The 24,608-nt window shown below is 63.9% G+C and carries 21 protein-coding genes and 3 tRNA genes; 9 read left to right on the forward strand and 15 right to left on the reverse strand.

The genetic code is table 11. The annotated features are described in order from the left end of the window. Positions 1–62: 62 nt before the first annotated feature. Positions 63–2,696, forward strand: a complete 2,634-nt coding sequence (gene valS, locus F8G81_RS14295) for a valine--tRNA ligase (protein ID WP_267275377.1) — start codon at positions 63–65, stop codon at positions 2,694–2,696. A 360-nt stretch (positions 2,697–3,056) separates the two neighbouring features. On the opposite strand, the gene F8G81_RS14300 is transcribed toward valS, so the two are convergent. The 6 genes from F8G81_RS14300 to F8G81_RS14325 form a co-directional block, all read right to left on the reverse strand. Next, positions 3,057–3,671: a DsbA family protein gene (locus tag F8G81_RS14300; RefSeq protein WP_267275378.1), complete on the reverse strand. Its 615-nt coding sequence runs from the start codon at positions 3,669–3,671 to the stop codon at positions 3,057–3,059. A gap of 87 nt (positions 3,672–3,758) precedes the next feature. Beyond that, on the reverse strand, positions 3,759–5,039 hold the full coding sequence (gene clpX / locus F8G81_RS14305; protein WP_267275379.1) for an ATP-dependent Clp protease ATP-binding subunit ClpX: 1,281 nt from the start codon (positions 5,037–5,039) through the stop codon (positions 3,759–3,761). Between the two features lie 174 nt (positions 5,040–5,213). Next, positions 5,214–5,873, reverse strand: coding sequence for an ATP-dependent Clp protease proteolytic subunit (locus F8G81_RS14310; RefSeq protein ID WP_267275380.1), 660 nt, complete (start codon positions 5,871–5,873; stop codon positions 5,214–5,216). Positions 5,874–5,910: 37 nt separating this feature from the next. Beyond that, entirely contained in the window at positions 5,911–6,534 is a 624-nt protein-coding gene (locus tag F8G81_RS14315) for an ATP-dependent Clp protease proteolytic subunit (RefSeq protein WP_267279230.1), read from the reverse strand. Positions 6,535–6,768: 234 nt separating this feature from the next. Further along, positions 6,769–8,166, reverse strand: a complete 1,398-nt coding sequence (gene tig, locus F8G81_RS14320) for a trigger factor (RefSeq protein WP_267275381.1) — start codon at positions 8,164–8,166, stop codon at positions 6,769–6,771. A gap of 80 nt (positions 8,167–8,246) precedes the next feature. After that, positions 8,247–8,321 (reverse strand) — tRNA-Pro (locus F8G81_RS14325). A gap of 161 nt (positions 8,322–8,482) precedes the next feature. On the opposite strand from F8G81_RS14325, the gene F8G81_RS14330 reads away from it, so the two are divergent. Together F8G81_RS14330 and F8G81_RS14335 are read left to right on the forward strand one after the other, a co-directional pair. Then, a tRNA-Gly gene (locus F8G81_RS14330) sits at positions 8,483–8,556 on the forward strand. A 225-nt stretch (positions 8,557–8,781) separates the two neighbouring features. Then, complete coding sequence (locus F8G81_RS14335) at positions 8,782–9,474, forward strand: hypothetical protein (RefSeq protein ID WP_267275382.1); 693 nt, start codon at positions 8,782–8,784, stop codon at positions 9,472–9,474. On the opposite strand, the gene F8G81_RS14340 is transcribed toward F8G81_RS14335, so the two are convergent. From F8G81_RS14340 to F8G81_RS14350, 3 genes are all read right to left on the reverse strand, one after another. Then, entirely contained in the window at positions 9,471–10,361 is an 891-nt protein-coding gene (locus F8G81_RS14340; RefSeq protein WP_267275383.1) for an Fpg/Nei family DNA glycosylase, read from the reverse strand. The genes F8G81_RS14335 and F8G81_RS14340 overlap by 4 nt on opposite strands. Continuing rightward, on the reverse strand, positions 10,361–10,855 hold the full coding sequence (locus F8G81_RS14345; RefSeq protein ID WP_267275384.1) for a ribose-5-phosphate isomerase: 495 nt from the start codon (positions 10,853–10,855) through the stop codon (positions 10,361–10,363). Before F8G81_RS14345 ends, F8G81_RS14340 begins: the two co-directional genes overlap by 1 nt. 110 nt (positions 10,856–10,965) lie before the next feature. Next, complete coding sequence (locus F8G81_RS14350) at positions 10,966–12,000, reverse strand: hypothetical protein (protein ID WP_267275385.1); 1,035 nt, start codon at positions 11,998–12,000, stop codon at positions 10,966–10,968. 180 nt (positions 12,001–12,180) lie between these two features. On the opposite strand from F8G81_RS14350, the gene pepN reads away from it, so the two are divergent. Together pepN and F8G81_RS14360 are read left to right on the forward strand one after the other, a co-directional pair. Further along, positions 12,181–14,748 (forward strand): aminopeptidase N, encoded by a 2,568-nt coding sequence (pepN, locus tag F8G81_RS14355; RefSeq protein ID WP_267279231.1) that lies wholly within the window; start codon positions 12,181–12,183, stop codon positions 14,746–14,748. A 22-nt stretch (positions 14,749–14,770) separates the two neighbouring features. After that, positions 14,771–15,244, forward strand: coding sequence for an OsmC family protein (locus F8G81_RS14360; RefSeq protein WP_267275386.1), 474 nt, complete (start codon positions 14,771–14,773; stop codon positions 15,242–15,244). A gap of 92 nt (positions 15,245–15,336) precedes the next feature. On the opposite strand, the gene F8G81_RS14365 is transcribed toward F8G81_RS14360, so the two are convergent. Beyond that, complete coding sequence (locus F8G81_RS14365; protein ID WP_267275387.1) at positions 15,337–16,329, reverse strand: epimerase; 993 nt, start codon at positions 16,327–16,329, stop codon at positions 15,337–15,339. Between the two features lie 120 nt (positions 16,330–16,449). Here F8G81_RS14365 and F8G81_RS14370 point away from each other — a divergent pair, with 120 nt between their 5' ends. Next, positions 16,450–17,136 (forward strand): mechanosensitive ion channel family protein, encoded by a 687-nt coding sequence (locus F8G81_RS14370; protein ID WP_267275388.1) that lies wholly within the window; start codon positions 16,450–16,452, stop codon positions 17,134–17,136. 4 nt (positions 17,137–17,140) lie between these two features. Beyond that, a complete protein-coding gene (locus tag F8G81_RS14375; RefSeq protein ID WP_323809190.1) occupies positions 17,141–17,593 on the forward strand; it encodes a globin in 453 nt (150 codons plus the stop codon). 46 nt (positions 17,594–17,639) lie between these two features. On the opposite strand, the gene F8G81_RS14380 is transcribed toward F8G81_RS14375, so the two are convergent. Continuing rightward, positions 17,640–18,314 (reverse strand): hypothetical protein, encoded by a 675-nt coding sequence (locus F8G81_RS14380; RefSeq protein WP_267275389.1) that lies wholly within the window; start codon positions 18,312–18,314, stop codon positions 17,640–17,642. Positions 18,315–18,377: 63 nt separating this feature from the next. Between F8G81_RS14380 and F8G81_RS14385 the strand changes: the two genes are divergently transcribed. Then, positions 18,378–19,358, forward strand: coding sequence for an acyl-CoA thioesterase (locus tag F8G81_RS14385; RefSeq protein WP_267275390.1), 981 nt, complete (start codon positions 18,378–18,380; stop codon positions 19,356–19,358). Positions 19,359–19,462: 104 nt separating this feature from the next. On the opposite strand, the gene ettA is transcribed toward F8G81_RS14385, so the two are convergent. The 3 genes from ettA to F8G81_RS14400 form a co-directional block, all read right to left on the reverse strand. Further along, positions 19,463–21,145 (reverse strand): energy-dependent translational throttle protein EttA, encoded by a 1,683-nt coding sequence (gene ettA / locus F8G81_RS14390; RefSeq protein ID WP_267275391.1) that lies wholly within the window; start codon positions 21,143–21,145, stop codon positions 19,463–19,465. Between the two features lie 46 nt (positions 21,146–21,191). Continuing rightward, entirely contained in the window at positions 21,192–21,806 is a 615-nt protein-coding gene (locus F8G81_RS14395; RefSeq protein ID WP_267275392.1) for a DUF6993 domain-containing protein, read from the reverse strand. Positions 21,807–21,903: 97 nt separating this feature from the next. Beyond that, positions 21,904–22,476, reverse strand: coding sequence for a single-stranded DNA-binding protein (locus F8G81_RS14400; RefSeq protein ID WP_267275393.1), 573 nt, complete (start codon positions 22,474–22,476; stop codon positions 21,904–21,906). Between the two features lie 215 nt (positions 22,477–22,691). Here F8G81_RS14400 and F8G81_RS14405 point away from each other — a divergent pair. Continuing rightward, a tRNA-Arg gene (locus F8G81_RS14405) sits at positions 22,692–22,764 on the forward strand. A 457-nt stretch (positions 22,765–23,221) separates the two neighbouring features. Here F8G81_RS14405 and F8G81_RS14410 read toward each other — a convergent pair. Then, complete coding sequence (locus tag F8G81_RS14410; protein WP_267275394.1) at positions 23,222–24,448, reverse strand: ROK family protein; 1,227 nt, start codon at positions 24,446–24,448, stop codon at positions 23,222–23,224. Positions 24,449–24,608 lie beyond the last annotated feature (160 nt).

Below are 24,608 nucleotides of genomic sequence, written 5' to 3' on the forward strand. Positions count from 1 at the left end.
ATCAGCGGGCTGCGGCAGGACCACAGTGCTCCGGGATGAAGAGACCATGAAACAATTGGCAAATGGCTGAAACACATCAGGGTACAGACACGCCCTCCACCGCCCCTATCAACGTTCCGGACAAGCCTGCCCTTGAAGGGCTCGAAGCTGCCCTCACGCAGCGCTGGCTTGCCGAAGGGACCTACAAGTTCGACCCGGACACCACCCGTGACCAGGTCTACTCCATCGACACTCCCCCGCCCACGGCGTCGGGATCGTTGCATGTAGGTCACATGTTCTCCTACACCCAGACAGACGTGCTGGCCCGATACCAGCGGATGATCGGCAAGAACGTCTTCTACCCGATGGGCTGGGACGACAACGGCCTCCCCACGGAACGCCGTGTACAGAACTACTACGGCGTGCGGTGCGACCCAGCCATCGCTTACGACGCCAACTATCGTCCGCCGGCCCAGCCCGCCAAGAACCAGCGCGACTTCGACGTCGTCTCGCGCCGGAACTTCATCGAGCTGTGTGAAGAACTTGCTGTTGAGGACGAGAAAGTCTTCGAGAACCTGTTCCAGACTCTTGGCCTGTCCGTCGACTGGGCCCTCACGTACCGGACCATTGACGAGAACTCCCGGGCAGTCTCCCAGCGCGCCTTCCTGGCCAACCTGGCTGCCGGTGATGCCTACATGGCAGAAGCCCCCACGCTGTGGGACGTGACGTTCCGGACCGCGGTGGCCCAGGCCGAACTTGAGGACCGCGAAGTGGCCGGCGCGTATTACCGCTACCCGTTCTTCACCGAGGACGGCGAAAAGATCTATATCGAGACCACCCGCCCCGAGCTGCTGGCCGCCTGCGCCGCGCTGGTGGCCAACCCCGACGACGAACGGTACCAGCCGCTGTTCGGCAAGAAGGTCACTTCCCCGGTCTTCGGTGTTGAGGTTGAGGTCATGGCCCACCCGCTGGCCAAGGCAGACAAGGGCTCCGGCATCGCCATGGTGTGTACCTTCGGCGACCTGACCGACGTCACCTGGTGGCGTGAACTGCAACTGCCAACGCGTGCCATCGTGGGCCGTGACGGCAGGATCGTGGGCGAGACGCCTGACTGGATCACCACCGACGCCGGCCGCGAGGCCTTCGCCGCCATCGCGGGCAAGACCGCCTTCAGCGCCAAGGAAGCAGTGGTGGAACGCCTGGCGGCGGAGGACCTCCTCGACGGCGAACCCAAAAAGATCATGCACCCGGTGAACTTCTACGAAAAGGGCGACAAGCCCCTTGAGGTGGTCACGTCACGGCAGTGGTACATCCGCAACGGCGGCCGGGACGAAGACCGGCGCGAACGCCTGATCGCGCGGGGCCATGAAATCGACTTCCATCCGGCCTTTATGCGTTCGCGCTACGAGAACTGGATCGCGGGCCTGAACGGTGACTGGCTGGTTTCCCGCCAGCGGTTCTTCGGCGTGCCCATCCCCGTCTGGTATCCGCTGGACGCCGACGGCAACCCTAACTATGACGCACCGATCGTGCCCGCTGACGAACAGCTTCCGGTAGACCCGGCCGCTGATGCAGCGCCTGGCTTCGACGAGGCCCAGCGTGATGTGCCGGGCGGCTTTACCGGCGACGCCGACATTCTGGATACCTGGGCCACGTCCTCGCTGACACCGAAGATCGTGGGCGGCTGGAGCCGGGATGCGGAACTCTTCGCCAAGGTGTTCCCGTTCGACCTTCGTCCGCAGGGCCACGACATTATCCGCACCTGGCTGTTCTCCTCGGTGGTGCGCGCTGATGCGCTCGAGAACTCCGCGCCCTGGAAGCATGCGGCCATCTCCGGCTGGATCCTGGACCCGGACCGCAAGAAGATGTCCAAATCCAAGGGCAACGTGGTGGTGCCCACCGACGTCCTGGAGGAGTACGGCTCAGATGCTGTGCGCTACTGGGCCGCCTCCGCAAAGCTTGGCGCCGACACTGCCTATGAGATTGCCCAGATGAAGATCGGCCGGCGCCTGGCCATCAAACTCCTGAACGCCTCCAAGTTCGTCCTGAACCTCGGGGCCACGGAGGACTCAGTCCTGTCCGGCGACCTGTCGGTCCTGACCAATCCCCTGGACCGTGCGGTGCTGGCCCAGCTCGCAGACGTTGTGCGCCAGTCCACCAAGGCCTTTGAGAACTACGACTATGCCCGGGCCCTGCAGATCACGGAGAGCTTCTTCTGGCAGTTCACCGATGACTATGTGGAGCTCATCAAGGACCGCGCTTATGGTGCGGCCGGCGAGCAGGAACAGGCATCAGTGCTGGCTGCCTTGGCCACAAGCCTGGACACCCTGCTCAGGCTGTTCGCCCCGTTCCTGCCCTTCGCTACAGAAGAGGTGTGGGGCTGGTGGCGCAACGGCTCCGTCCACCGGGCCCAGTGGCCGGCTGCTGTGGAGATCGACGGCGACACCACCCTGCTGGCCACCGTCGGCACGGCGCTGAGCGGCGTACGCAAGGCCAAGTCCGAGGCGAAGGTCAAGCAGCGCACGGAGGTCCTGTCGGCAACCATCACCGCCACGGAATCCCTCACCACCCAGCTCAAGGCCGGGCTGGGCGACCTGAAGGCAGCCTCCAATGCCCGGGAACTGACTCTGGTTGCGGGCGACGGGGAGCTGACCGTCAGCGACGTTGTCCTTGCACCTGCCGAGGGGACCGCGCCCGCCGGATCCAGCACTGCCTGATCGAGCACTGCCTGATCCAGGCCGGCCGCCCTGTTTGAGGGCAAAGGGGAAGCCCCATCAGCGTTTTGCCGTTGGTGGGGCTTCGACTTTTCGGCCATCCGGTGACGTCTTTGATGGTCTGGCAAGATCCTCAGATCTTCAGGTCTTCCTACCTCGTCACTGGTAGCTTGTATCCGGCTTTGCCGATGGCTGCGTCGGATACATATCACTGAATCTTTGGTTCTTGCGTCCCTCTTCTTTCGAAGTGGGTAAGACCCATTCTGGTCCCGTGCATGTGCATGCGCAAGAGCCCCGGCAGAACTACATGAGAGTAATTCTGCCGGGGCTCCTGCCAGTGCTAAACCGCTCCCAGGCGGGACTTCAGTCGAACTGGGGGCGCTCGGTGCGGCTGCGCTTGATCTCAAAGAAATGCGGGTAGGAGGCCAGGGCAACGGTGGCGTCCCATAGCCCGCCGGCTTGCTCCCCGCGCGGGATGCGGGTCAGGACCGGCCCGAAGAAGGCAGTGCCGTTGAAGGCCACCACCGGAGTGCCAACATCCTGGCCCACCAGCGAGATGCCCTCTTCGTGGCTGGCCCGGAGCTGGGCATCGAAGGCATCTGTCGTGGCAGCCTCGGCCAGCCCGGCAGGAAGGCCGCATTCAGCCAGCGCCTTGCTGATGACGATGCCGTAATCCTTCTCGCCGCCCTCATGGATCTGGGTGCCCATGGCGTCGTAAAGTGCTTTGACGACGTGATCGCCGTGCTGCTCCTTCGCCGCGATGATGACCCGAACCGGTCCCCAGGCCTTGTCCATGGCTTCACGGTACCCGGGGTCCAGCTCGCGGCCTTCGTTAAGGACAGCAAGGCTCATGACATGCCAGACGGTCCTGATGTCGCGCACTTCTTCCACTTCGCCGATCCAGCGGGACGTAATCCAGGCGAAGGGACAGATTGGATCGAACCAGAAGTCAGCCTGGTTGGTGGCAGTTTCAGTCATGGGTAATTTCCTCCGGGGACGCGGACGGGACACAGTGGAGATGCGGGATGGACGTCAGGGCGACCGCTGGAACTCGCCGCGGCCAGGTCAGGCTGATTTACGGCGCTTCGTTTCATGCGGAATCATGGTGGGCTCAGCCTTGCTGAGCACCACGTCAGCGGTGATGACGACGCTGGCGACGTCCTCACGGCTCGGGAGATCGAACATGACCGGCAGCAGGACTTCCTCCATGATGGCACGCAGGCCACGGGCACCGGTACCGCGCTCAAGGGCCTGATCGGCGATGGAGTCCAGGGCGTCGTCGTCGAAAAGCAGTTCCACGCCGTCGATCTGAAACATCTTCTGGTATTGCTTGACCAGGGCGTTCTTGGGTGTGGAGAGGATCTGGATGAGGGCCTCGCGGTCCAGGCTGGATACCGTGGTGATCACTGGCAGCCGGCCGATGAACTCGGGAATGAGCCCGAATTTCAGCAGGTCCTCCGGCATGACTTCACCGTAGGAGTCCACCTTGTTGCTGGCATCGTTGAGCGGGGCTCCGAAACCGATGCCCTTCCGCCCGGAGCGGGATCCGATGATCTCTTCCAGGCCTGCGAAGGCCCCCGCCACGATGAACAGGACATTGGTGGTGTCGATCTGGATGAATTCCTGGTGCGGATGCTTCCGGCCGCCCTGCGGCGGTACCGAGGCGACGGTGCCTTCGAGGATCTTCAGTAGCGCCTGCTGGACGCCTTCCCCGGAAACGTCCCGGGTGATGGACGGGTTTTCGCTCTTCCGGGAAATCTTGTCGATCTCATCGATGTAGATGATGCCTTGTTCGGCTTTTTTGACGTCGTAATCCGCGGCCTGGATGAGCTTGAGCAGGATGTTCTCCACATCCTCGCCCACATAGCCGGCCTCGGTCAGGGCTGTGGCGTCGGCCACCGCGAACGGCACGTTGAGCCGGCGGGCAAGCGTCTGCGCCAGATACGTCTTGCCGCAGCCTGTGGGGCCGATCAGGAGGATGTTTGATTTGGCGATTTCGACGTCGTCGTGGTGGCCGCCGTCGGCGAGGCTGCCGCTCTTCGGGGCGTGGCCTGCCTGGATCCTTTTGTAATGGTTGTAAACGGCGACGGCGAGGGAGCGCTTGGCAGGTTCCTGGCCAATGACGTATTCCTGCAGGAAGTCGAAGATCTCGCGGGGCTTGGGCAGTTCAAAACTTCCCAGATCGGCGACTTCCGCGAGTTCTTCCTCAATGATCTCGTTGCAGAGTTCAATGCATTCATCGCAGATGTAGACACCGGGCCCGGCAATGAGCTTCCGCACCTGCTTCTGGCTCTTTCCGCAGAAAGAACACTTCAGCAGATCCGTGCTCTCGCCAATCCGAGCCATATGTGAACCCCTTAGTATCTTGCTGCCAGGCAGCTTTGCACCGTTGCTGGAATCAAGACCGCCTGGGAGGACCGCCATGACAACATCCACTCTAAGTCACTTTGGGCACCAAGGGTGGAAAGCGAAGGCCGGTGCGGCCTAAATGAAGTGGGCCGCACCGGCACGAAGAGGTGATTACCTGGTAATCGCCTGCGGCTTGATCTTGCGTGAGTCAAGCACCTGGTCAATCAGGCCGTAGTTCATGGCCTCCTCTGCCGTCAGGATCTTGTCGCGCTCGATGTCGTTGTTGACCTGCTCGGAGGTCCGGCCCGAGTGGTGCGCCAGGGTGTCCTCAAGCCAGGAACGCATCCGCATGACTTCCGCAGCCTGGATCTCCAGGTCTGACGCCTGGCCGCCCTGGCCGCCGGAGAGTGCAGGCTGGTGGATGAGGACCCGTGCGTTCGGAAGGGCCAGCCGCTTGCCCGGCGTGCCCGCCGCGAGGAGGACCGCCGCAGCACTGGCAGCCTGGCCCAGGCAGACCGTCTGGATCTCGGGGCGGATGTACTGCATGGTGTCGTAAATCGCCGTCATTGCGGTGAAGGAACCGCCCGGCGAATTGATGTAGAGGGTGATGTCTCGGTCCGGGTCCGTGGATTCCAGGACCAGCAACTGGGCCATGACGTCGTCAGCGGAGGCATCGTCCACCTGGACACCGAGGAAAATGATGCGGTCCTCGAAGAGCTTGGTGTAGGGGTCCTGGCGCTTGAAGCCGTAGGGCGTGCGTTCCTCGAACTGGGGAAGTACGTAGCGGCTGGTCGGAAGGTTACCGGCAGTCGATCCGAAGTTGTAGGTCATTTTGTTGCTCCTGATCTGAGTTTTCGAAAGTGCCGGGTTATTTCTCGGATGCCGATTCACCTGATGATCCGTTGGCGGTTCCGCCGCCGCCGGAAACGGATCCGGCGTGGGCCGCAATCTTGTCGAAGAAGCCGTATTCGAGGGCCTCGGTGGCCGTGAACCACTTGTCACGGTCGTTGTCCTTGAGGATGGTCTCCACGGTCTGGCCGGTCTGCTCGGCGGTAAGGTCCGCCATGACCTTTTTCATGTGGAGGATCAGTTCAGCCTGGATCTTGATGTCCGACGCGGTGCCGCCGATGCCGCCGGAGGGCTGGTGCATCAGGACGCGGGCGTTGGGAGTGGCATAGCGCTTTCCCTTGGTACCGGAGGAGAGCAGGAACTGGCCCATGGATGCGGCAAGCCCGGTGGCCACTGTCACGACGTCGTTGGGGATGAACTGCATGGTGTCATAGATGGCCATGCCTGCCGTGACGGAACCGCCGGGAGAGTTGATGTAGAGGTAAATGTCCTTTTCCGGATTCTCGGCGGACAGGAGCAGCAGCTGGGAGCAGATGGCGTTTGCGTTGTCATCGCGCACCTCGGAGCCGAGCCAGATGATCCGTTCCTTGAGGAGGCGGTTGTAGATGTAGTTATCCTGGGTTGCCGGATCGACAGTGGCCATCCGTGGGGCCTCGGGGTGCTGTGACATGTGTACTTACCTCTCGCTGGTGACGGTGACATCACTGAACTTCACTACTTGGACACTAACCGTTTTGGGGGTCGATTTGTTCGCCGGAATCGCGCTGTTCGCTGACGGCGCACGATCCCGGCGCAGCCGATGAAGCGGGGCGGTTAAAGCAGGCAGCCCCCGGACCGCAGGGTCCAGGGGCTGGTGCAATGGCAATGCCGGTGCGTGCTAGAACTTCACGGCAGCGGGATCGTCGTTGGCTACAGTTTCGGTCTTTGCCTCTTCGTCGGAGACACCGGCGTCCTCAGCCTCCACCACGGGAGCCTCTTCTTCGCCGCCGGGGCGGACGAAGTCGCTGAGGTCAACGGTCTTGCCGTCGGTGTCGGTGACAGTTGCCTGGCCCAGGACCACGGCCAGCGCCTTGCGGCGGCGGACCTCAGAGACCATCATGGGGACCTGGCCGCTCTGGTCGATGATCTGCGCGAACTGGTTCGGGTCCATGCCGTACTGGCTGGCAGTGGAGACGATGTAGTCGATCAGCTCATTCTGGCTGACGTTGACTTCTTCCTTCTCAGCAATGGCGTCAAGGATGATTTCGTTCTGGAAAGCGCGGGCCGTGTTGGCCTTGACCTCTTCGCGGTGCTCCTCTGTGTCGTGCTCGCCTTCACCGTGGTCGTTGCCCTCCTTGAAGTGGGCCTCGAGCTGCTCTTCGACGACGGAGTCCGGAACCGGAACCTCAACCAGCTCAACGAGCTTGTCCAGGACCTTGTCACGTGCCTCGACGCCCTGCTCAACAATCTTGGAGTCAGCGGCCTGCTTGGCCAGGTCCTCGCGGAGTTCGGCGAGGGTATCGAATTCCGATGCCAGCTGCGCGAAGTCGTCGTCGGCCTCAGGAAGCTCGCGCTCCTTGACGGCCTTCAGGACAACCTTGACCTGTGCGGCTTCACCAGCGTGCTCGCCGCCCACCAGGGTGGTGTCGAAGATGGCGTCCTCGTCGGCGCTGAGGCCGGTGACGGCTTCGTCCAGGCCTTCGAGCATGGTGCCGGCGCCTACCTGGTAGGACAGGCCGGAAGCCGAGTCAACCTCTGCACCGTCAACCGTGGCAGTGATGTCGATGGTGAGGAAGTCGCCGTCGGCCGCAGGGCGGTCTACGGACTTGAGGGTGCCAAAGCGGCCACGCAGTTCATCCAGTGCCTTGTCAACGTCTTCGTCAGAAGACTCTGCCGCCGCAACCTCAACCTTGATGCCGGCGTAGTCAGGCAGCTCGATCTCGGGGCGGACGTCAACCTCGGCGTGGAACTTCAGCTCGCCGTCGGTGGACGTGGGGTCCGGTACTTCGGTGATCTCAACCTCGGGACGGCTCAGCGGGCGGATGCCTGATTCCTGTACCGCGGCCTGGTACCAGCCGTTGAGGCCTTCATTGATGGCGGTCTCCAGGACGTAGCCGCGGCCAACGCGCTGATCGATCAGCTTGGAGGGGACCTTGCCCTTACGGAAGCCAGGGACCTGGATCTGCGAAGCAACAGTCTTGTATGCCTCGTCGATGCTGGGCTTCAATTCCTCAAAGGGGACCTCAACATTGAGCTTGACCCGCGTGGGGGTGAGGTTCTCGACAGCGCTCTTCACGGTCTAAGTACTCCTGGGTTTGTTGGATGGATTCTGCAAACGCAATGTTTTGTCCAGGCCGTGTGGTCCGGGCCGCAGAGTCGGGGTGACAGGATTTGAACCTGCGACTTCCTGCTCCCAAAGCAGGCGCTCTAGCCAAGCTGAGCTACACCCCGTAAGTGCACAGGCAAGTCTACGGTCATACCGGCCGTGTTTGCACATTTGACACTTGGGGTATGAATTAGGTTTAGTTGTATCCGGCTTGAACAGCCAGCCCGGAAGAAACGCAGACACCAGGAAAAGCAGCAAAAAGCTAGACTGGAACTGCAGTTCCCCCGGGGACGTAGCTTAATGGTAAAGCCTCAGTCTTCCAAACTGATTACGCGGGTTCGATTCCCGTCGTCCCCTCCAGCAGATATTCGTTCAGCAGATATTCGTCCAAGGGCGAAAGCGCAAGGACGAAAACGAAGGGCCCCTCACCGAGGGGCCCTTCGTCGTTTTGGCGTGCATGGCAGGGAGTGCACCGCGGAAAGTCACGATTAGCAACCGGAGGGAAAAGCCAGCAAGCTCATGAGGGGGCTTGTGGAGGGGGACGCACGTAACGCACTTCGCCGGACAGAAAGGCCAGGCAATTCCGTGCCAAAACCAAAGAGGCAACCCAATTCCTTGATCCAGAAGTACTTCAGGATCAACCCCGCCGGTTCAGGCGCGGGGGGCCTGGGCGAGCCCAAGCCTGTGGAGCCGGCCTCACGGCACAACGGGGTGCCGGTCCTCGGCCCTGACCAGGCCTTTGTGATGAAGCAAGGAACCACTTACCATACGGACTGGTGCCAGGCCGTGGCCGACAAATGGGACCACGCACCCAGGGGGCTGCTGGTGACGCTGTTGGCGGACATCGGGGCGAGGACTCCGTGCACGGACTGCGATCGGCCCAGGAAGACACGCGGAGTGCCGTCTGCGCGGGCGGACAGGCTGCCGCCCCCGCTCCTCGCGGAAGCCCTGCCGCCTGATGCCACGATCCCGCTGAGGGTTATCGGCGTTGCCCATGGAATTCTCTTCCTGGCGGCCGGTGTGGAGTATCAGGAAGTCCTCCGGAACACAGCTGTGGAGCCTGCCACCATGCTGTTCGTGGACGGGCGGCGGGACGGCATGGTGGTGCGGCTGGACGCCGTTCACGGCGAACCACGCCTGACAGTCCAACTGGACCCCCGGGCTACGTTCCGGGATGGACCGTACCACCTGCGGCTGCGTCGTCCGCTGCTCCGATCGGCCACCAAAGCCTACGCCGTGGATTCCGTTGAACCGGCGTTCCGGAGCAACTCCGCCTAGGCCTGCTGGCAGCCGGGGCACCAATAAAGCTTGCGGCCAGCCAGCTCAGCGAGCGCAATCGGCTCGCCGCAGACCCTGCACGGCCGCCCTTGGCGCTTGTAAACGTAGTGCGCTGCATCGCCTGCAGGCAGGCCGTCACCGTCTCCCCAGTAGAGCGCAGGCGTGGTGATGATCCGCCCGTCACGTACGCCGTCGGACATCACCGCCGCAGTGTCATCCCATAGCTGTCCCGCAGCCAGGACGGACAGCTCATTGCCCGCCCGCCACGGATTAAGGCGCTGGCGGAACAGCACTTCTGCCCGGTAGACATTTCCGACGCCGGCAATCACCTTCTGATCCATCAGCAGTCCTGCGATGGGCGCCTTGCGGGACTGAAGACCAGCTACAAAGCGCCCTCGGTCCGCCGGCAGGTTCCGCAGCGGATCGGGTCCCAGCCTGGCCAGAACCGTGGCCGCATCACCCTCGGTGATGGCGGCGCATGTGGTTGCGCCGCGCAGGTCCGCCCAGCCGTGGGCGCTGACCAGGCGGACGCGCACAGCACCACGGGGATCCGGCGGGCCGGTGTACTCGGCCGGGCCGCCGTCGTCGAATATCTCCCGCTCCCCCACTTTCCGGGGGGCGCCGATGCTGGAGGCACCCCGGAAGCTGGGGTCGCCGCCGAAGTCCCAGGCGCCGTACAGTCCGAGATGCACATGCAGCACCCTTGCGTGGTCAAAATGCAGGAAAAGGTGCTTGCCGTGGGCCCGGGAATCCGTCAAGGTGTGCCCGTCCAGCAACGCCGCGCCGGCGGCAAAGCGTCCCTGCGGGCTGCTGACGGCCAGGCGCTCACCGCAGAAGACGTCGGCAAACTGGCGGGCCAGCCGGCGGACGGAATGGCCTTCGGGCACTACTCGATGACCTCGCCGGTGGCTTCGTACGCGGCGATCTTGCCGATCCTGCGGATGTGGCGTTCGTCGTTGCTGAAAGGCTCGGCCAGGAAGGCTTCGATCAGTTCCGTGGCTTCCTCCACCGTGTGCTGGCGGCCGCCCACTGCCACCACGTTGGCGTCATTGTGCTCGCGGGCCAGGGTGGCGGTGGAGTGGTTCCACGCCAGCGCAGCCCGTACTCCCTTGACTTTGTTGGCGGCGATCTGCTCCCCGTTGCCCGAGCCGCCCAGGACGATGCCCAGGGCATGGACGCCTGCTTTCTGGTCGGCCACCACCGCGAGCGCGGCGTTGATGCAGAAGGACGGGTAGTCATCCTGGGCGTCATAGACCTTGGGCCCGTGGTCCACCACGTCATACCCCTTGGACGTGAGGTGCCTGACCAGGTGGGCGCTGAGTTCCATTCCTGCGTGGTCGGTGGCGATGTGGACCCGCGGGAAGGCAGGGGAAGAAGTCACGACAGTATCCGTTCGTTATAAGCACTGGGGTCAGCCGGGCTGGAACCGGGCCGGGATCAGATCAACACGGACAAGAATACTAGGACTCCGGCGTCCTGTGAGGCTCCGCGTCAGCCAGTACCGGGAGCCGGACCAGGGCCGCCGGCCGCTGCACCCGGCGCACCGCCGCCGTGCGCCCTGGCTGCTACGCGGGTGAGGACTTCGGCGAGCCTGGCCGCCGACGCCGGACTGCCGCCGCTGACAGCCATATTGTGTCCGTCTGTGGTGCGCAGGACGACGGCGGGACCGCTGCTGACCAGCATCGCCTCGGTGCCGCTGTGGTGGCGGTAGCCCCATCCGCCGTAGTCGGCTGCCCGCACCTCCGAGGCGCTGGCCTGGGAAATTTCCTTGGCCGGTACTTCCATGACGGGCACAACACCTGCGACGAGGACCCGCAGTCCGCTCCGGTCCGCCTTGACCCTGGCGAACAGGAAACCGGCGCCAACAAGGGCCAGGGCCACCAGCAGCACCCCCACCCAGGGCAGCACGATCGCGATGAGCGCCGCCGGGAAGACGCTTGCCACGGCGATCATGACGAAGACTGAGCTGCGGGCGTGTACCCACAGACGGATGGAATCCCGGGTCAGATCCGGATCCAGTTCGCGGGCGACGGCAAGTTCAAAGGCCTGGTCGTCCTCCGGCGTCCACTGCCTGTCCACCTTGAACACAAAGCCCATGATCACGCCGAGCCACAGTGCGGCGCCGCTGCCGAGCGCGAGCACCGTGAGGTCCAGGCGGGACTCCCGTGCGTCGGCCAGGCCGGTCTGCCCCACCAGCCCGGCAGCCAGGATACTTGCGGCAAAGAGGCTCAGGAACAGCCCGCCGCCCATCATCACCCTGCGCAGCACGGCAGGCCGGGAGACCGGCACCGCCTGGAAAAGGACCAGCCAGCCCACGGCCACAATGATCACCGCGCTGCCAGCCGCATAGGCGCTGAACGGCGCGAAGGAGGCGCCGCCGTCGGCATTCCAGCTGATGGCCAGCGGGTCCGGGAGGTCGGGGCGCAGCAGGAACGCGCAAAATACGAACGCGGCGGCCAGTACCAGGGGGAAACCCACGGCGAACCGCAGCGCTTTTGCATCTACCGCGTCCCTGAACTTTCCCATGCGTTAACGCTACTCCTGCTGCCTCCTGTGCATCGTCCCGAAAACCGCCGGCAGGCGCATCGGGTGTGATCCGGACAACTTGCCAACACGGCAAGAACTGAAAGAATGACTTCACAGTGTCGGCGCAGGCCCTTGCACGCCGGCAACCGCAACCCCTTCTGGAGGCACCACTTGCCAGGTATGAACCTGACGCGCGCCGAAGCCCGTGAGCGCGCCGAACTGATCGCCGTTGAGTCCTACGATGTCAGCCTGGACCTGACCAAAGGCGAAAAGGTCTTTGGGAGCACCACCACAGTAAGATTCACGGCCCGGCCGGAATCCTCCACATTTATCGACGCCGTCACGCATGCCGTGCACAGCGTGACCCTCAACGGCCGCAGCCTGGACCCGGAGACCGTGTCGGACGGGATTCGCATCCAGCTGACCGGCCTCGCCGCCGAGAACGAGCTGACGGTGGTGGCCGACGCCCCGTACATGAACACCGGTGAGGGCCTGCACCGCTTTGTGGATCCCGTAGACAACGAGGTCTACCTGTACACCCAGTTTGAGGTGCCGGATTCGCGGCGGATGTTCGCAGTTTTTGAGCAGCCGGACCTCAAGGCCACGTTCGCCTTCACGGTCACCGCGCCGTCGCATTGGGACCTCATCTCCAACTCCCCCACACCGGCCGCCCAGGTGACCACTCCCGGAGACGACGGCGGAGCCCGCTCGGTCTGGAAGTTCGCTGCCACGCCGAGGTTGTCCTCATACGTGACGGCCCTGATCGCGGGACCGTACCAGTCGGTCCGCAGTGAAGTGGCCAGTTCGGATGGGCGGGTCATTCCGCTGGGCATCTTCGCCCGGAAGTCCCTGATGCAGTACCTCGATGCGGACAACATCTTTGAACTGACCCGGCAGGGGTTCGAATTCTTCGAAGCCCAGTTCGGCTGCCCCTATCCGTTCGAAAAGTATGACCAGCTGTTTGTGCCGGAGTTTAATGCCGGCGCCATGGAAAACGCAGGCGCCGTGACCATCCTGGAAGGCTATGTGTTCCGGAGCAAAGTCACCGGAGCGCAGATCGAACGGCGCGCCATCACCGTGCTCCACGAGCTCGCCCACATGTGGTTCGGGGACCTCGTGACCATGCGTTGGTGGAACGACCTGTGGCTGAACGAATCCTTTGCCGAATACATGTCCCACCTCGCGGCAGTGGAGAACACGTCCTTCACGAGCGCCTGGACAACGTTTGCCTCCGTGGAGAAGAGCTGGGCCTACCGCCAGGACCAGCTGCCGACCACGCACCCCATCTTTGCCGAGATCAACGACCTGCAGGATGTGGAAGTCAATTTCGACGGCATCACCTATGCCAAGGGCGCTTCGGTGCTCCGCCAACTTGTGGCCTGGGTGGGGCCGGAGCAATTTATGGCCGGTGTCCGCGAGTACTTCGCCAAGCACGCCTGGCGGAACACCGAACTCAGCGACCTGATGGTGGAACTGGAGAAGGCCAGCGGCCGCGACCTGGACCTCTGGGGACGGCTGTGGCTGGAGACGGCCGGCGTCAATACCCTCAAACCGGAACTTGACGTGGACGGAGAGGGAAAGCTCACCTCCTTCGCCATCCTCCAGTCCGCTGTCACGGACTGGCCCACCATCCGTCCGCACCGGCTGGCGGTGGGTTTCTACAACCTCAACAGCGCCGGCAAGCTCGAACGCGTCCACCGGGAGGAACTTGACGTCGACGGCGAGCGGACGGAGGTTCCCGCCCTGGCCGGCATGGCGCAGCCTGACCTGATCCTGGTCAATGACGACGACCTCGCGTATGCAAAGGTCCGGCTGGATGAACGCTCGCTGGCTACCGCCACAGCCCACCTGAAGGATTTCAGCGCCAGCCTGCCCCGGACGCTCGTGTGGAACTCGGCCTGGGACGCCGCCCGCGACGGGGAGACGCCGGCGCGGCTTTATGTGGAGCTGATCCTGGCCAACGTGGCCGCCGAGTCGGATTCCTCCGTGATCCTGGTGCAGCTGCGCCAGCTTGCCACCACACTGAATTTCTATGTTGCCGAAAAGCACCGCGAGGCCACCATTGTGGCCGCCGTGGATCGCCTCTGGGAATTGGCGTCCTCCGTTCCCGGCGGGTCCGACGCGCAGCTGCAGTTCATCAAGTCCTTTGCCCTGCTGTCACGCAGCAGTTCGCAGCTGGACAAGGTGGCGGGCATCCTGGACGGTTCCCTCATCCTGGACGGGCTGACGGTGGACCAGGATCTTCGCTGGGAGCTGCTGACCTCGCTGGTGGTTGGCGGGCGCTTCGGCCAGGAACAGATCGACGCTGAGATGGCACGGGACAACACCGCCAGCGGACAGAACGCCGCGGCCCAGGCCAAGGCAGCCATTCCAACGCCCGAGGCGAAGGCCGAGGCCTGGGAGTCGATCGTGGTCAAGGGCGAACTCTCGAACGCGCTCCAAAACTCCGCAGTTGCCGGCTTCTCCCGCGTCTTGGACCGCTCGCTGCTGGAGCCGTACTCGGAAAAGTACTTCGAGGCCGTTCCCGGGATCGTTGCTACCCGTACCCACGCGCTGGCCCAGCAGATCGTCGTCGGCCTGTATCCGGCGCTGCTGACCACCCAGGCGACCATCGACCGCACCGATGGCTTCCTGGCGGCCCTGCCCGCGGAAAGCGCCGCGCTGCGGCGGATGATGCTGGAAAACCGCGACGGCGTTGCCCGGGCACTGCGCGCACGGGCTGCCGATGTCCTGCCCGGCGATGTCTAGACCCGGTGTCTAGACTGGCCACATGAGCCTGGGTGAACACCACTATTCCCTGACCGTCCGGTGGACCGGCAACCTGGGAGACGGCACGTCCTCCTACCGCGGGTACTCCCGCGACCACGACGTCCAGATCCCGGGGTTGCCGGTCCTGAAGGGCTCCGCCGACCCCACCTTCCATGGGGACAGGTCACGGTATAACCCCGAGCAACTGCTGTTGGCCGCGCTGGCCCAGTGCCACATGCTGTCCTTCCTTCATGTGGCGGTGCGGCACGGCGTGGTGGTCACGGATTACCAGGACGATGCCACGGGAATGATGCGGCTGAACCGGGACGGCAGTGGGCAGTTCGAGTCGGTGACCTTGCACCCGCAGGTGACTTTGGCGGACCCGGCCCATGTTGCACTCGCGGAGGAGCTGCACCGCGAGGCCAACCAGGTGTGCTTCATCGCACGCAGCGTCAACTTCCCCGTGCACCATGAACCCGTGACGCTGACGGCCTGACACCTCCTGCCTCCCCTCCCCCAACTGGGTAACAGGTAACGCACTCAAAACGACGTTTGAGTGCGTTATCTGCGGGTCAGTTGGGGTGGGGCTTAGAGGGCTCCGCGCAGCTCCTTGACCAGCCGTGCTTCCGTGGCGGGCGTGAGGCCCGCTTTCCGTTCGCGGGACAGCCCCCGACGGCGTTCGTCCTCGAGCGTGTCCTCCAGCGTTTCCTGCCAGGGGCGCAGGGTGAGGCCGGCCGCTCTCGCGGCCGCATTGCTGCGGGTGCAGAAGCCGTCATGGCCCGGCGGCAGCCAGAGCGGCAGGGAGTCCTGTCCCGACCAATATTCGACGCCCTGTTCCACCAGCCAGTCTTCAGCGGCGGGCACAACTTCCCCCTGGTGGCCGGCAAGGCTCCGCGACGCGGCAATATACTCGCCGAACGGAACCTGCTCCCCCAGCGCGTTGAGCGGCCCTGTAATACCGCGGCCCGCGGCGTCAAGAATCCACGCGGCAACGTCCCGGACGTCGATGACTTGAGTGGCGTGGCCGGCAATGTCGGGGACAAGTGCGGCCTGGCTGTCCCGGGCGAACCTGGCCGGCCAGTACCCGTACCTGTCGGATGGGTCGCCGGGACCGCTGATCAGCCCGGCCCGGCAAAAGTGGGCTTTGCCGGGGGCAGCCTCCAGGGTGGCCTGCTCAATGGCCGACTTCGATTCCCCGTAGTTCTCCGGCGTCGACGGCGTCCCCACCGGCAGGGGCGGCAGGAGGTCCGCGTCCTCGTCCGCAGAGGGCACAGAGTGGTCAGCGTAGACGGAACAGCTGGAAACGAACGTCCAGTGGGCTGCACGGCCGGCCAGCGCCGCCAAAGCCTCCCTGGCCAGGGCAGGATCCCGTGCCACTTCTATGACGGCGTCCCACTCTCCTGCCGCCTCTGTGTAGCTGTTCGCGCCCAGTGAACGGTCTGCCTTCAGCCACCGGACACCCTCCGGCGGTTCCGCCGCTGAACCACGGGCCAAGCATGCTGTTTGATGACCGGCGGCGACAGCCTGCCGGGCAACTTCTGCGGAGAGGAAGGCGGTTCCGCCCAGGATCAGGATGCGCATGAGTACAAGCTACGGCGCTAGGGTTAAGGGAGGACAGAGTCTTATGCGCTGGGCGAACCTGCGCAGCCGACGAACGTTATCCCGGCCGCCGCCGGTGATCCCCAAGGAGCAACCCCACGTATGTTCAGCACGTTGTCGATCACACCCCTTAACTCCCAATCCGATGGAATCAGCGTTCCGGGCATCGTCATCAGCCTTGGCATCGGTGTTGCCGTCTGGCTGGTGGCAACCTTTCTCATCTCCCGGATCAGCAGGCGGGTGGCCTCCGGCAGCAACCTGTTCAAGAAGCCGCACTTCAAGTGGGTGGCACCGGCACTCCGGGCGCTGGACCACGAACGCCGTGTACAGCGAGCGGAAACCATCGGCTCCCTGCTGAACAGCATCGTGGGGGTCCTGGTGGCCGTGATCACCATCATGTACGTGCTGCAGAACCTCGACATCAACATTGCACCGCTGCTGACCAGCGTAGGAATCCTGGGTGTGGCCATCGGTTTTGGTGCCCAGCAGCTCATCCGCGATTTCCTGGCCGGCATTTTTATCACCATTGAGGACCAGTACGGGATCGGTGATGTCATCGAGACCAGCGAGGTGGTGGGCGTTGTTGAGTCCATGGGCCTGCGCATTACCCGGGTCCGTTCCGAGGACGGTGCCATCTGGTACCTCCGCAACGGCGAGATCCTTCGCGTTGGAAACCGTTCGCAGGGCAATTATGTCCCGCTGCCTGACGCCCCCGACGCCGGCACTGACGAGGCTGGGGCCGGGCACACCGCCGACAACAAAAAGTCTGAGCAAAAGGCCGGAGAATAGCTACATGACCACACCTGCCGAACCGCAGCAGCCGCGCCAGCTGATGCAGAACGATCCGTTCAGCCAGCCCGGGTACACGGACAACTTCTACAATGCCGTGGGAGGCCACGAGACATTCGTGCGGCTCATCGACGTTTTCTACGACGGCGTGGCAACGGATCCGTTGCTGCGGCCCATGTATCCGGAAGAGGATCTGGCCCCGGCAAAACGGCGGTTCCTTATGTTCCTGGAGCAGTACTGGGGCGGCCCCACAACGTACGGCGAGGAACGCGGCCACCCCCGGCTGCGGATGCGCCACATGCCGTTCCAGGTCACGCCGGAAGCGAAGGACCGCTGGCTGTTCCATATGCGGGCTGCCGTTGATGCACTTGAGCTGCCCCCGCTGTATGAAACAACACTCTGGGACTACATGGAACGCGCCGCGCTGTCCATGGTCAACAGCGCATCCGGGGCCTGAGGCTTCAGGCTCTGGAATTCAGGCTCCGGGGTTCAAGATCCGGGGCTCAGGCTCCGGAAGTCAGGCCAAGGCCGTTGCCGGTCCGCACCAGGACATGGCCGCGTGTTCCCGTCAGACGGTACCAGCGGCCCGCGCGGTACAGCTTCTGGTCCCCGTCCGCGAGGAACCCCAGGGTCAGCGCGGCGAAGGCTGCTCCCGCCGGCACTCCCGATTCATCGAGCGCCCTGCCCCAAACTGCTGCCCGCGCGTTATTGACGATCAGGGCCCCGGGTTTATCCGGCACTATCCCCGCCACTTCAGTGATGCCTGCTTCGGCGGCCCGGCGCAGATCGGCGTCGGGAACGGAAGTGACCAGTTCCCAGCCCGTCCTGGGCGCGCTGACTCCCGTCCAGGATTCGCTGACGGTGGACGGCGGAACCGGAAGTTCGACGTCGGCTTCCCCGGCCCGGGCCAGCCGGTCCAGAACCGCAGAAAGCGGAACTGTGACATCCACGGCGGACCGTTCCGCCAGGCCCATGGTGCGAAGGCCCAGGATGGTGGGGGTGGCTTCACCCAGCAACCGGGGCCTCAGCACACAGACGTAGGCGGCGAGTACTGAGCCTGCCGCCTGAAGCCGGATGGCGCCGTCGTCGATTGCCTTGGCACGCGTGGCGAAGGTGCGCAGGTCCGCGAGATCGCGCGGATCTGAGAACCGGAAGGACTGGGTGAGGAGATCAGACACACTAAGAACACTACCGTCTGCACCTCAGTTGAGCGCGTCCGGGGTGGCGTCTAGAGTCGAACCATGACTGAAGCCGAAGCCGGATTGCTGGCGCCGCCCAGCGGCGACCCCACCTCATCGCTCATCAAACTCCTGGATCTTGGCCAGCTTGAGGGCGCCCGGACGGACGAGGACATTTTCCTGGGACCCTCACAGCAGCAGCCCCATCAGCGGGTGTTCGGCGGCCAGGTGCTGGCGCAGTCCCTCATCGCCTCCATGCGGACGGTGGATGCTGACCGCTTTGTGCATTCGATGCACGGGTATTTCCTGCGGCCCGGGGATGCCAATCAGCCCATCACGTTCGGCGTCCAGCGGCTGCGCGACGGCCGTTCCTTCTCGGCCCGCCGTGTCCACGCCTACCAGGACGGCGTGCCCATCCTCTCCATGATTGCTTCCTTCCAGGGCGAGGACGAAGGCATCGAGCACGAATCCACCATGCCCAAGGGCATCCCGGACCCCGAGTCGCTTCCCAGCACCGCGGACCTGTTAGGCAAGTTCGATCATCCGGTGGCACGCCACTGGTCCTACGAGCGGCCGTTTGATATCCGGCATGTGGACCCGCCCCTTTACGTCTCGGCGAAGGGCAAAAAGGACGCACGGAACGCTGTCTGGATGAAAACCTTTGGCCCCATGCCCGACAATCCCAACCTGCACCGGGCGGCCCTGGCGTATGCGAGCGACTACACCATCCTGGAATCAATCCTGCGCCGGCATGGACTGAGCTGGATTACGCCGGGCATGAACGTGGCAAGCCTGGATCACGCCATGTGGTGGCACCGTCCGGCACGGGTGGACGAGTGGCTGCTCTACGTTCAGGAGTCCCCCAGTGCCCAGGGTGCCCGTGGCCTCGCGACCGGCAAAATCTTCAACCGGGACGGGCTGCATGTGGCGTCGGTGGCCCAGGAGGGAATGGTCCGGGTCCCCACCGATCTGAAGAACAAGGTGGTGGGCGCCTTCCAGTCCAAAGTGCTGGAACACCAGATCCGAAAAGCTGAGCGGGACTGAGCGTCCCCTCATCCCGTCCTGGCAAGCCTGATTCCGACCGGAGAGAATCCTGACAGGCAGGAAGCCGGCACCCTTGGTGGGTGCCGGCTTCCTTGTCTGCTGATTTAGTCGCGGGTCAGGCGGCGGTGCGTGACGCGGTGAGGCTTGGCCGCATCGGGTCCGAGTCGCTCCACCTTGTTCTCTTCGTAAGATTCGAAGTTGCCCTCAAACCAGTACCACTTGGACGGGTTTTCGTCGTCGCCTTCGTAGGCGAGGATGTGGGTTGCCACCCGGTCCAGGAACCACCGGTCGTGCGAGACCACCACGGCGCAGCCGGGGAATTCAAGCAGCGCGTTCTCCAAGCTGCTGAGGGTCTCGACGTCGAGGTCGTTGGTCGGTTCGTCAAGCAGCAGCAGGTTACCGCCCTGCTTAAGGGTCAGTGCCAGGTTCAGCCTGTTGCGCTCACCACCGGAAAGCACGCCTGCCTTTTTCTGCTGGTCCGGACCCTTGAAGCCGAAAGCGGCCACGTAGGCGCGGGACGGCATTTCGACGTGGCCCACCTGGATGTAGTCCAGGCCGTCTGAGACGACCTCCCACAACGACTTGTTGGGGTCGATGCCGCCACGGTTCTGGTCGGCGTAGGAGATCTTGACGGAGTCGCCGATCTTCAGCTCTCCGCCGTCGAGCGGTTCCAGCCCCACGATGGTCTTGAACAGCGTGGATTTGCCCACGCCGTTGGGGCCGATGACACCCACGATGCCGTTCCGCGGAAGGCTGAAGGACAGCCCGTCGATCAGGATCCGGTCGTCGAAGCCCTTCTGGAGGTTTTTCGCCTCCAGGACGAGCCCGCCCAGGCGCGGTCCCGGCGGAATCTGGATCTCTTCGAAATCGAGCTTCCGGGTGCGGTCCGCTTCGGCGGCCATTTCCTCGTAGCGCGCCAGGCGGGCCTTGGACTTGGTCTGGCGGCCCTTGGCGTTGGAGCGGACCCATTCCAGTTCCTCGGTGAGGCGCTTGGCCTGTTTGGCGTCCTTTTTGCCCTGGATCTCCAGGCGCGCCCGCTTCTTCTCCAGGTAAGTGGAGTAGTTGCCCTCATAGGGGTAGAGGTGGCCGCGGTCCACCTCGGCGATCCATTCGGCCACGTGGTCAAGGAAGTACCGGTCGTGGGTAACGGCCAGGACTGCGCCGGCGTAGTTGGAAAGGTGCTGCTCCAGCCAGAGCACGCTTTCGGCGTCAAGGTGGTTGGTGGGCTCATCGAGCAGGAGCAGGTCAGGCTTCTGCAAAAGAAGCTTGCAGAGCGCCACCCGGCGGCGTTCACCGCCTGAAAGCATGGTGACATCGGCATCAGCCGGCGGGCACCGAAGGGCGTCCATGGCCTGCTCGAGCTGGGAGTCCAGGTCCCAGGCGTCGGCGGCGTCAATGGCCTCCTGCAGGTGGCCCATTTCTTCAAGCAGTGTGTCGTAGTCAGCGTCCGGGCTGGCCATTTCCTCGGAGATCTCGTTGAACCGCTGGATCTTGCCGTAGATCTCGCCAACGCCCTCCTGGACGTTGCCCAGGACCGTCTTTTCCTCATTCAGCGGCGGCTCCTGGAGCAGGATCCCCACCGAGTAGCCGGGGCTGAGCCGGGCTTCGCCGTTGGAGGGAGTATCCAGTCCGGCCATGATCTTGAGGATGGTGGACTTACCGGCACCATTCGGGCCAACAACACCAATTTTGGCGCCAGGGAAGAAGGACATGCTTACGTCGTCAAGAATAAGTTTTTCGCCAACGGCCTTACGGGCCTTGGTCATTGTGTAGATAAATTCCGCCATAGTTCCAAATCTAGTGGGTTGGCGGGTATATCTCACATTCGGGACCTCAGGCGGCTGAGCCTACAAAGCACTTGCCGGTGGCCAGGACGGGAAGAACAGTCACTGCTACGCCGCCGTCACGAATCTGGCCCACAACACAGTCACTCCCCTGCAGGACAGCGGCTTCGACAGCGTCAGCTTCCAGCCCTGTTGGCGTGCTGCTTTGGGACACTTCCAAGGCAGCTGCCGCGATGCCGGCACCGGTCAGGGCCTCAGTCACCTGGGCAGTAGCCGGCTTCGGTGTCCCGGCAGCGAGCCGGCTCAGCACATCAGTGACGGTCTGCCTGAGCACGGCGGTGGCAGGATCCTCCGCCGGAGCGCGTCCCCCTGCTGCGGAGGAGGATCCCGCTGCGGCACCACCGGGGCTTGCAGCCTCAGGCGGGGATGATGACGGAGTTGCTGGTGACGGGGCCTGCGTTGTTGTTGCGGCAGGGGCCCCCGGCTTGTCCCCGTTGGACTGGGCACCGCCTGTACAGGCCGACAGCGACACCGCAACCGACAGTGACGCCGCAACAACGACGCATCCGGCCCACACACGGCCGAAGGAGGCCGTGGGCTCTTGGCGAACCGCCAACAGGACACCGACGTGATTCTTTTTGCGGTGTTCCGTGGCGCGCTTCATGCCGCCATTCTGCCACGCGTTGAGGATACGGACGGTCACGACCCACGCCAATGCGCGTGTACCCCGCGTGTCCGGGAGACAGCATGCAACTCCCTGGCTAGGCAGTTGCGTCCGCTAGTTCCCCCGTTTCCGGATCGACCGGGATGAGCTCGCCGTTGGCGTCCTCGAGGTAGATCGCTGCGGATCCGTCGCCGGCCGGGTCATCCCCAGCCTCGCCGCTGCCGGATTCGCCGGCTGCGTCCTCCGAACCTGCCGGGAAGGAACCCTCCGACTGTGCTTCCGCGCCCTGATCCGACACTAAGTAGGGACCTTTGGACGCTGTGCGGATGTAGTTTGCCGAACCCCACATCAGATCGTGGCCTACGGATTCTGCGTCAATTTCGGTTGCGTAATAAACCCGCCCTTCTTTCTCCCAGCTCCGGAGCTTCAGACGCCCCACAACGATCACGCGCTGGCCCTTCTTGATGCTGCAGCCCATGTTTCCCGCGAGCTGGCGGTAGCCCTGAACCGTAAACCAGTTGGTGTTGCCATCAACCCAGGCGCCCAAAGCACGGTCGTAGTGCCGGTCCGTGGATCCAAGGCGGAAGGAAGCCGTGCCGACGCCGCCTGGGGTGGTGGAGCTTTTGATTTCCGTGGCGACGAAGCCACGGACCGTAATGTTGTCACTCATCTTCGTGTCCTGTCTCGAATGGTCTTGCCTTAGCGGCACAACCAGCTTTGCGCGGCCGGCGGGAGGCTGGCAGAGACGGACTGCCGTATGTGCATAAGGCACCGGGAAAGGGCCCTGTTGAGGACAAGAGCGGCGGGGCAGGGACGATGACACCGCCCGCCCGCCGGGCAATGTAAACTTCTTTTGCGCCGGACTTCAGGCCCGGTTGCCAACGTGCCCCAGTAGCTCAGGGGATAGAGCAGCGGCCTTCTAATCCGCCGGTCGGGGGTTCGATTCCCTCCTGGGGCACACAGAAAAGCGGCTCTGGCATAGGGAATTACGTGTCAGGGCCGCTTTTGATTTCGGAATTTACCTCTCCCGCCGGCGCCGAGCATATGTCACAACGCCCGACGAACTGATGAGGGCAATCCATGGGTTCTGATTCATCGCCGGTGTGCACAGTGATATGCATGGCATCCCTCCCGTTTTGGAAGTGGCCCCGCATTGCGGAGCCTTGTGGACAGGTAACGCGATGATGGCGCCGGCGGTGACCGAAGTGAGGGACACTGGCCCTGAATCCCGCCGGCAGCACCAGTTAATCGATTCTTGCAGCGGGATGCACGAGTAGCCAGTACTCGATTTTTCGGGCATGACCACGGGTCTAGAACGACACGTTGATTTCCCGGGCTGAGCTCCCGCCCCAGCCATATATAGCAGGTGCTGTATTCCGCTGTGGATCAGCCTTCTATGGTTTAGCTCCGCCGGACTATGCCTGCAGCCGGTGCGGGGCCTCAACGAGGGACCGCACCACGCTGCCGGCGGCACCGAGGAGTGCGCCCGCCTCCCCCACGGCGGACAAGCTGATCTGTCCAGGCGGGACTTTTCCGGGGGCGTAAGTGGTGAGGCTTTCCGCGAGCGCCGGCCGGAGCCAGTCGGCCAGGAGCGCAAAGTGGCCGCCAAGCACCACCGAGGAAATGTTGAGCAGCCTTGCCGTGGAGGCGATCGCCACCCCAAGGTAGTGCCCGGCACGGGATACTGCCGTGACTGCCGCAGGGTCATCCCTGCGGAGCGCGGCCAGCAGCCGAGCTATGCTTTCGGATCTTGAGAGTGCGGCATGCCCCCATGAGCCACCGGGCTGCTGGACCTGTCCGGCATCTTTTATGCCCGAGCCAATGCCGGCGGCCACAAAAATCGCGTCCTGGCCGGCAATGGTTTCCAGGCACCCCGTTCCGCCGCAGGAGCATACCGAACCTTCCGGATGGACCACCACGTGTCCGAGTTCCCCTGCATGGCCGTCCGGCCCAGTGAAAAGCTCCGAACCGATCACCAAACCTCCACCGACGCCCACTTCGCCTGAGACAAAAACAAAGTCGGTGCCGGCGGCTGGCCGGTACCGGAGCTCGGCAAGTGCCGCTGCATTGGCCTCGTTAAAAAGCCGGGTGCCCAGCGGCGCCCCGGGAAGGACAGACCCAAGGTCCAGGACCTCAGAGTCCCAGCCGAGGTTGGGGGCCATGATCACGGTCCCGGTCCTGTCGTCAACAAGGCCCGGAACCGCCAGTCCCCCGCCCAGGACAGTGATCCCTTGGGCCAGTGCCACTTCCCGAAGGTCCGAGACCAGCTCGGCCAGGGCTGCCACTACAGGGCCGGCGGGAATGTTCCGGTTGTCACGCTCACGGGTCTCCTGAGCCAGCAAGGTGCCCGAAAGATCCACCAGGCCTGCTGCAATGTAGTCAACGTTGATCTCCATGCCCATCACAGCCCGTGCCGGATTCAGTTCCACTCCCACACCGGGACGCCCGCGCTCACCCTGGGGGTTCAGTCCGATTTCCCGGACAATCCCGGCATCCAGCAGATCCAGGACCAGGCTGGACACTGAGGCCTTGGTGAGTCCGGTGGCAGCGGCTATCTGCGCCCGAGTGAGATGGCTTCCTGGGGCAGATTGGGAAATGCGGCCCAGGACCAGGGCCAGGTTGCTTCTGCGGACGTCACTCATGCTCCCCGGACCCCCGCTGTCCGGACCTCCAGCCTTCCCGCGGGGAGCCGCCACGGGCGCCGCGAGTGAAGGCGCCGTTGAAGTCGCCATTGATTCCGCCAAAGCCAGCCTCCTCGGGTGAAGTGGGGCTCTCCAGCAGGCCCGTTCCTATTGACCTTAG

The organism is Arthrobacter sp. CDRTa11, from assembly GCF_026427775.1.
Taxonomy (GTDB): domain Bacteria; phylum Actinomycetota; class Actinomycetes; order Actinomycetales; family Micrococcaceae; genus Arthrobacter.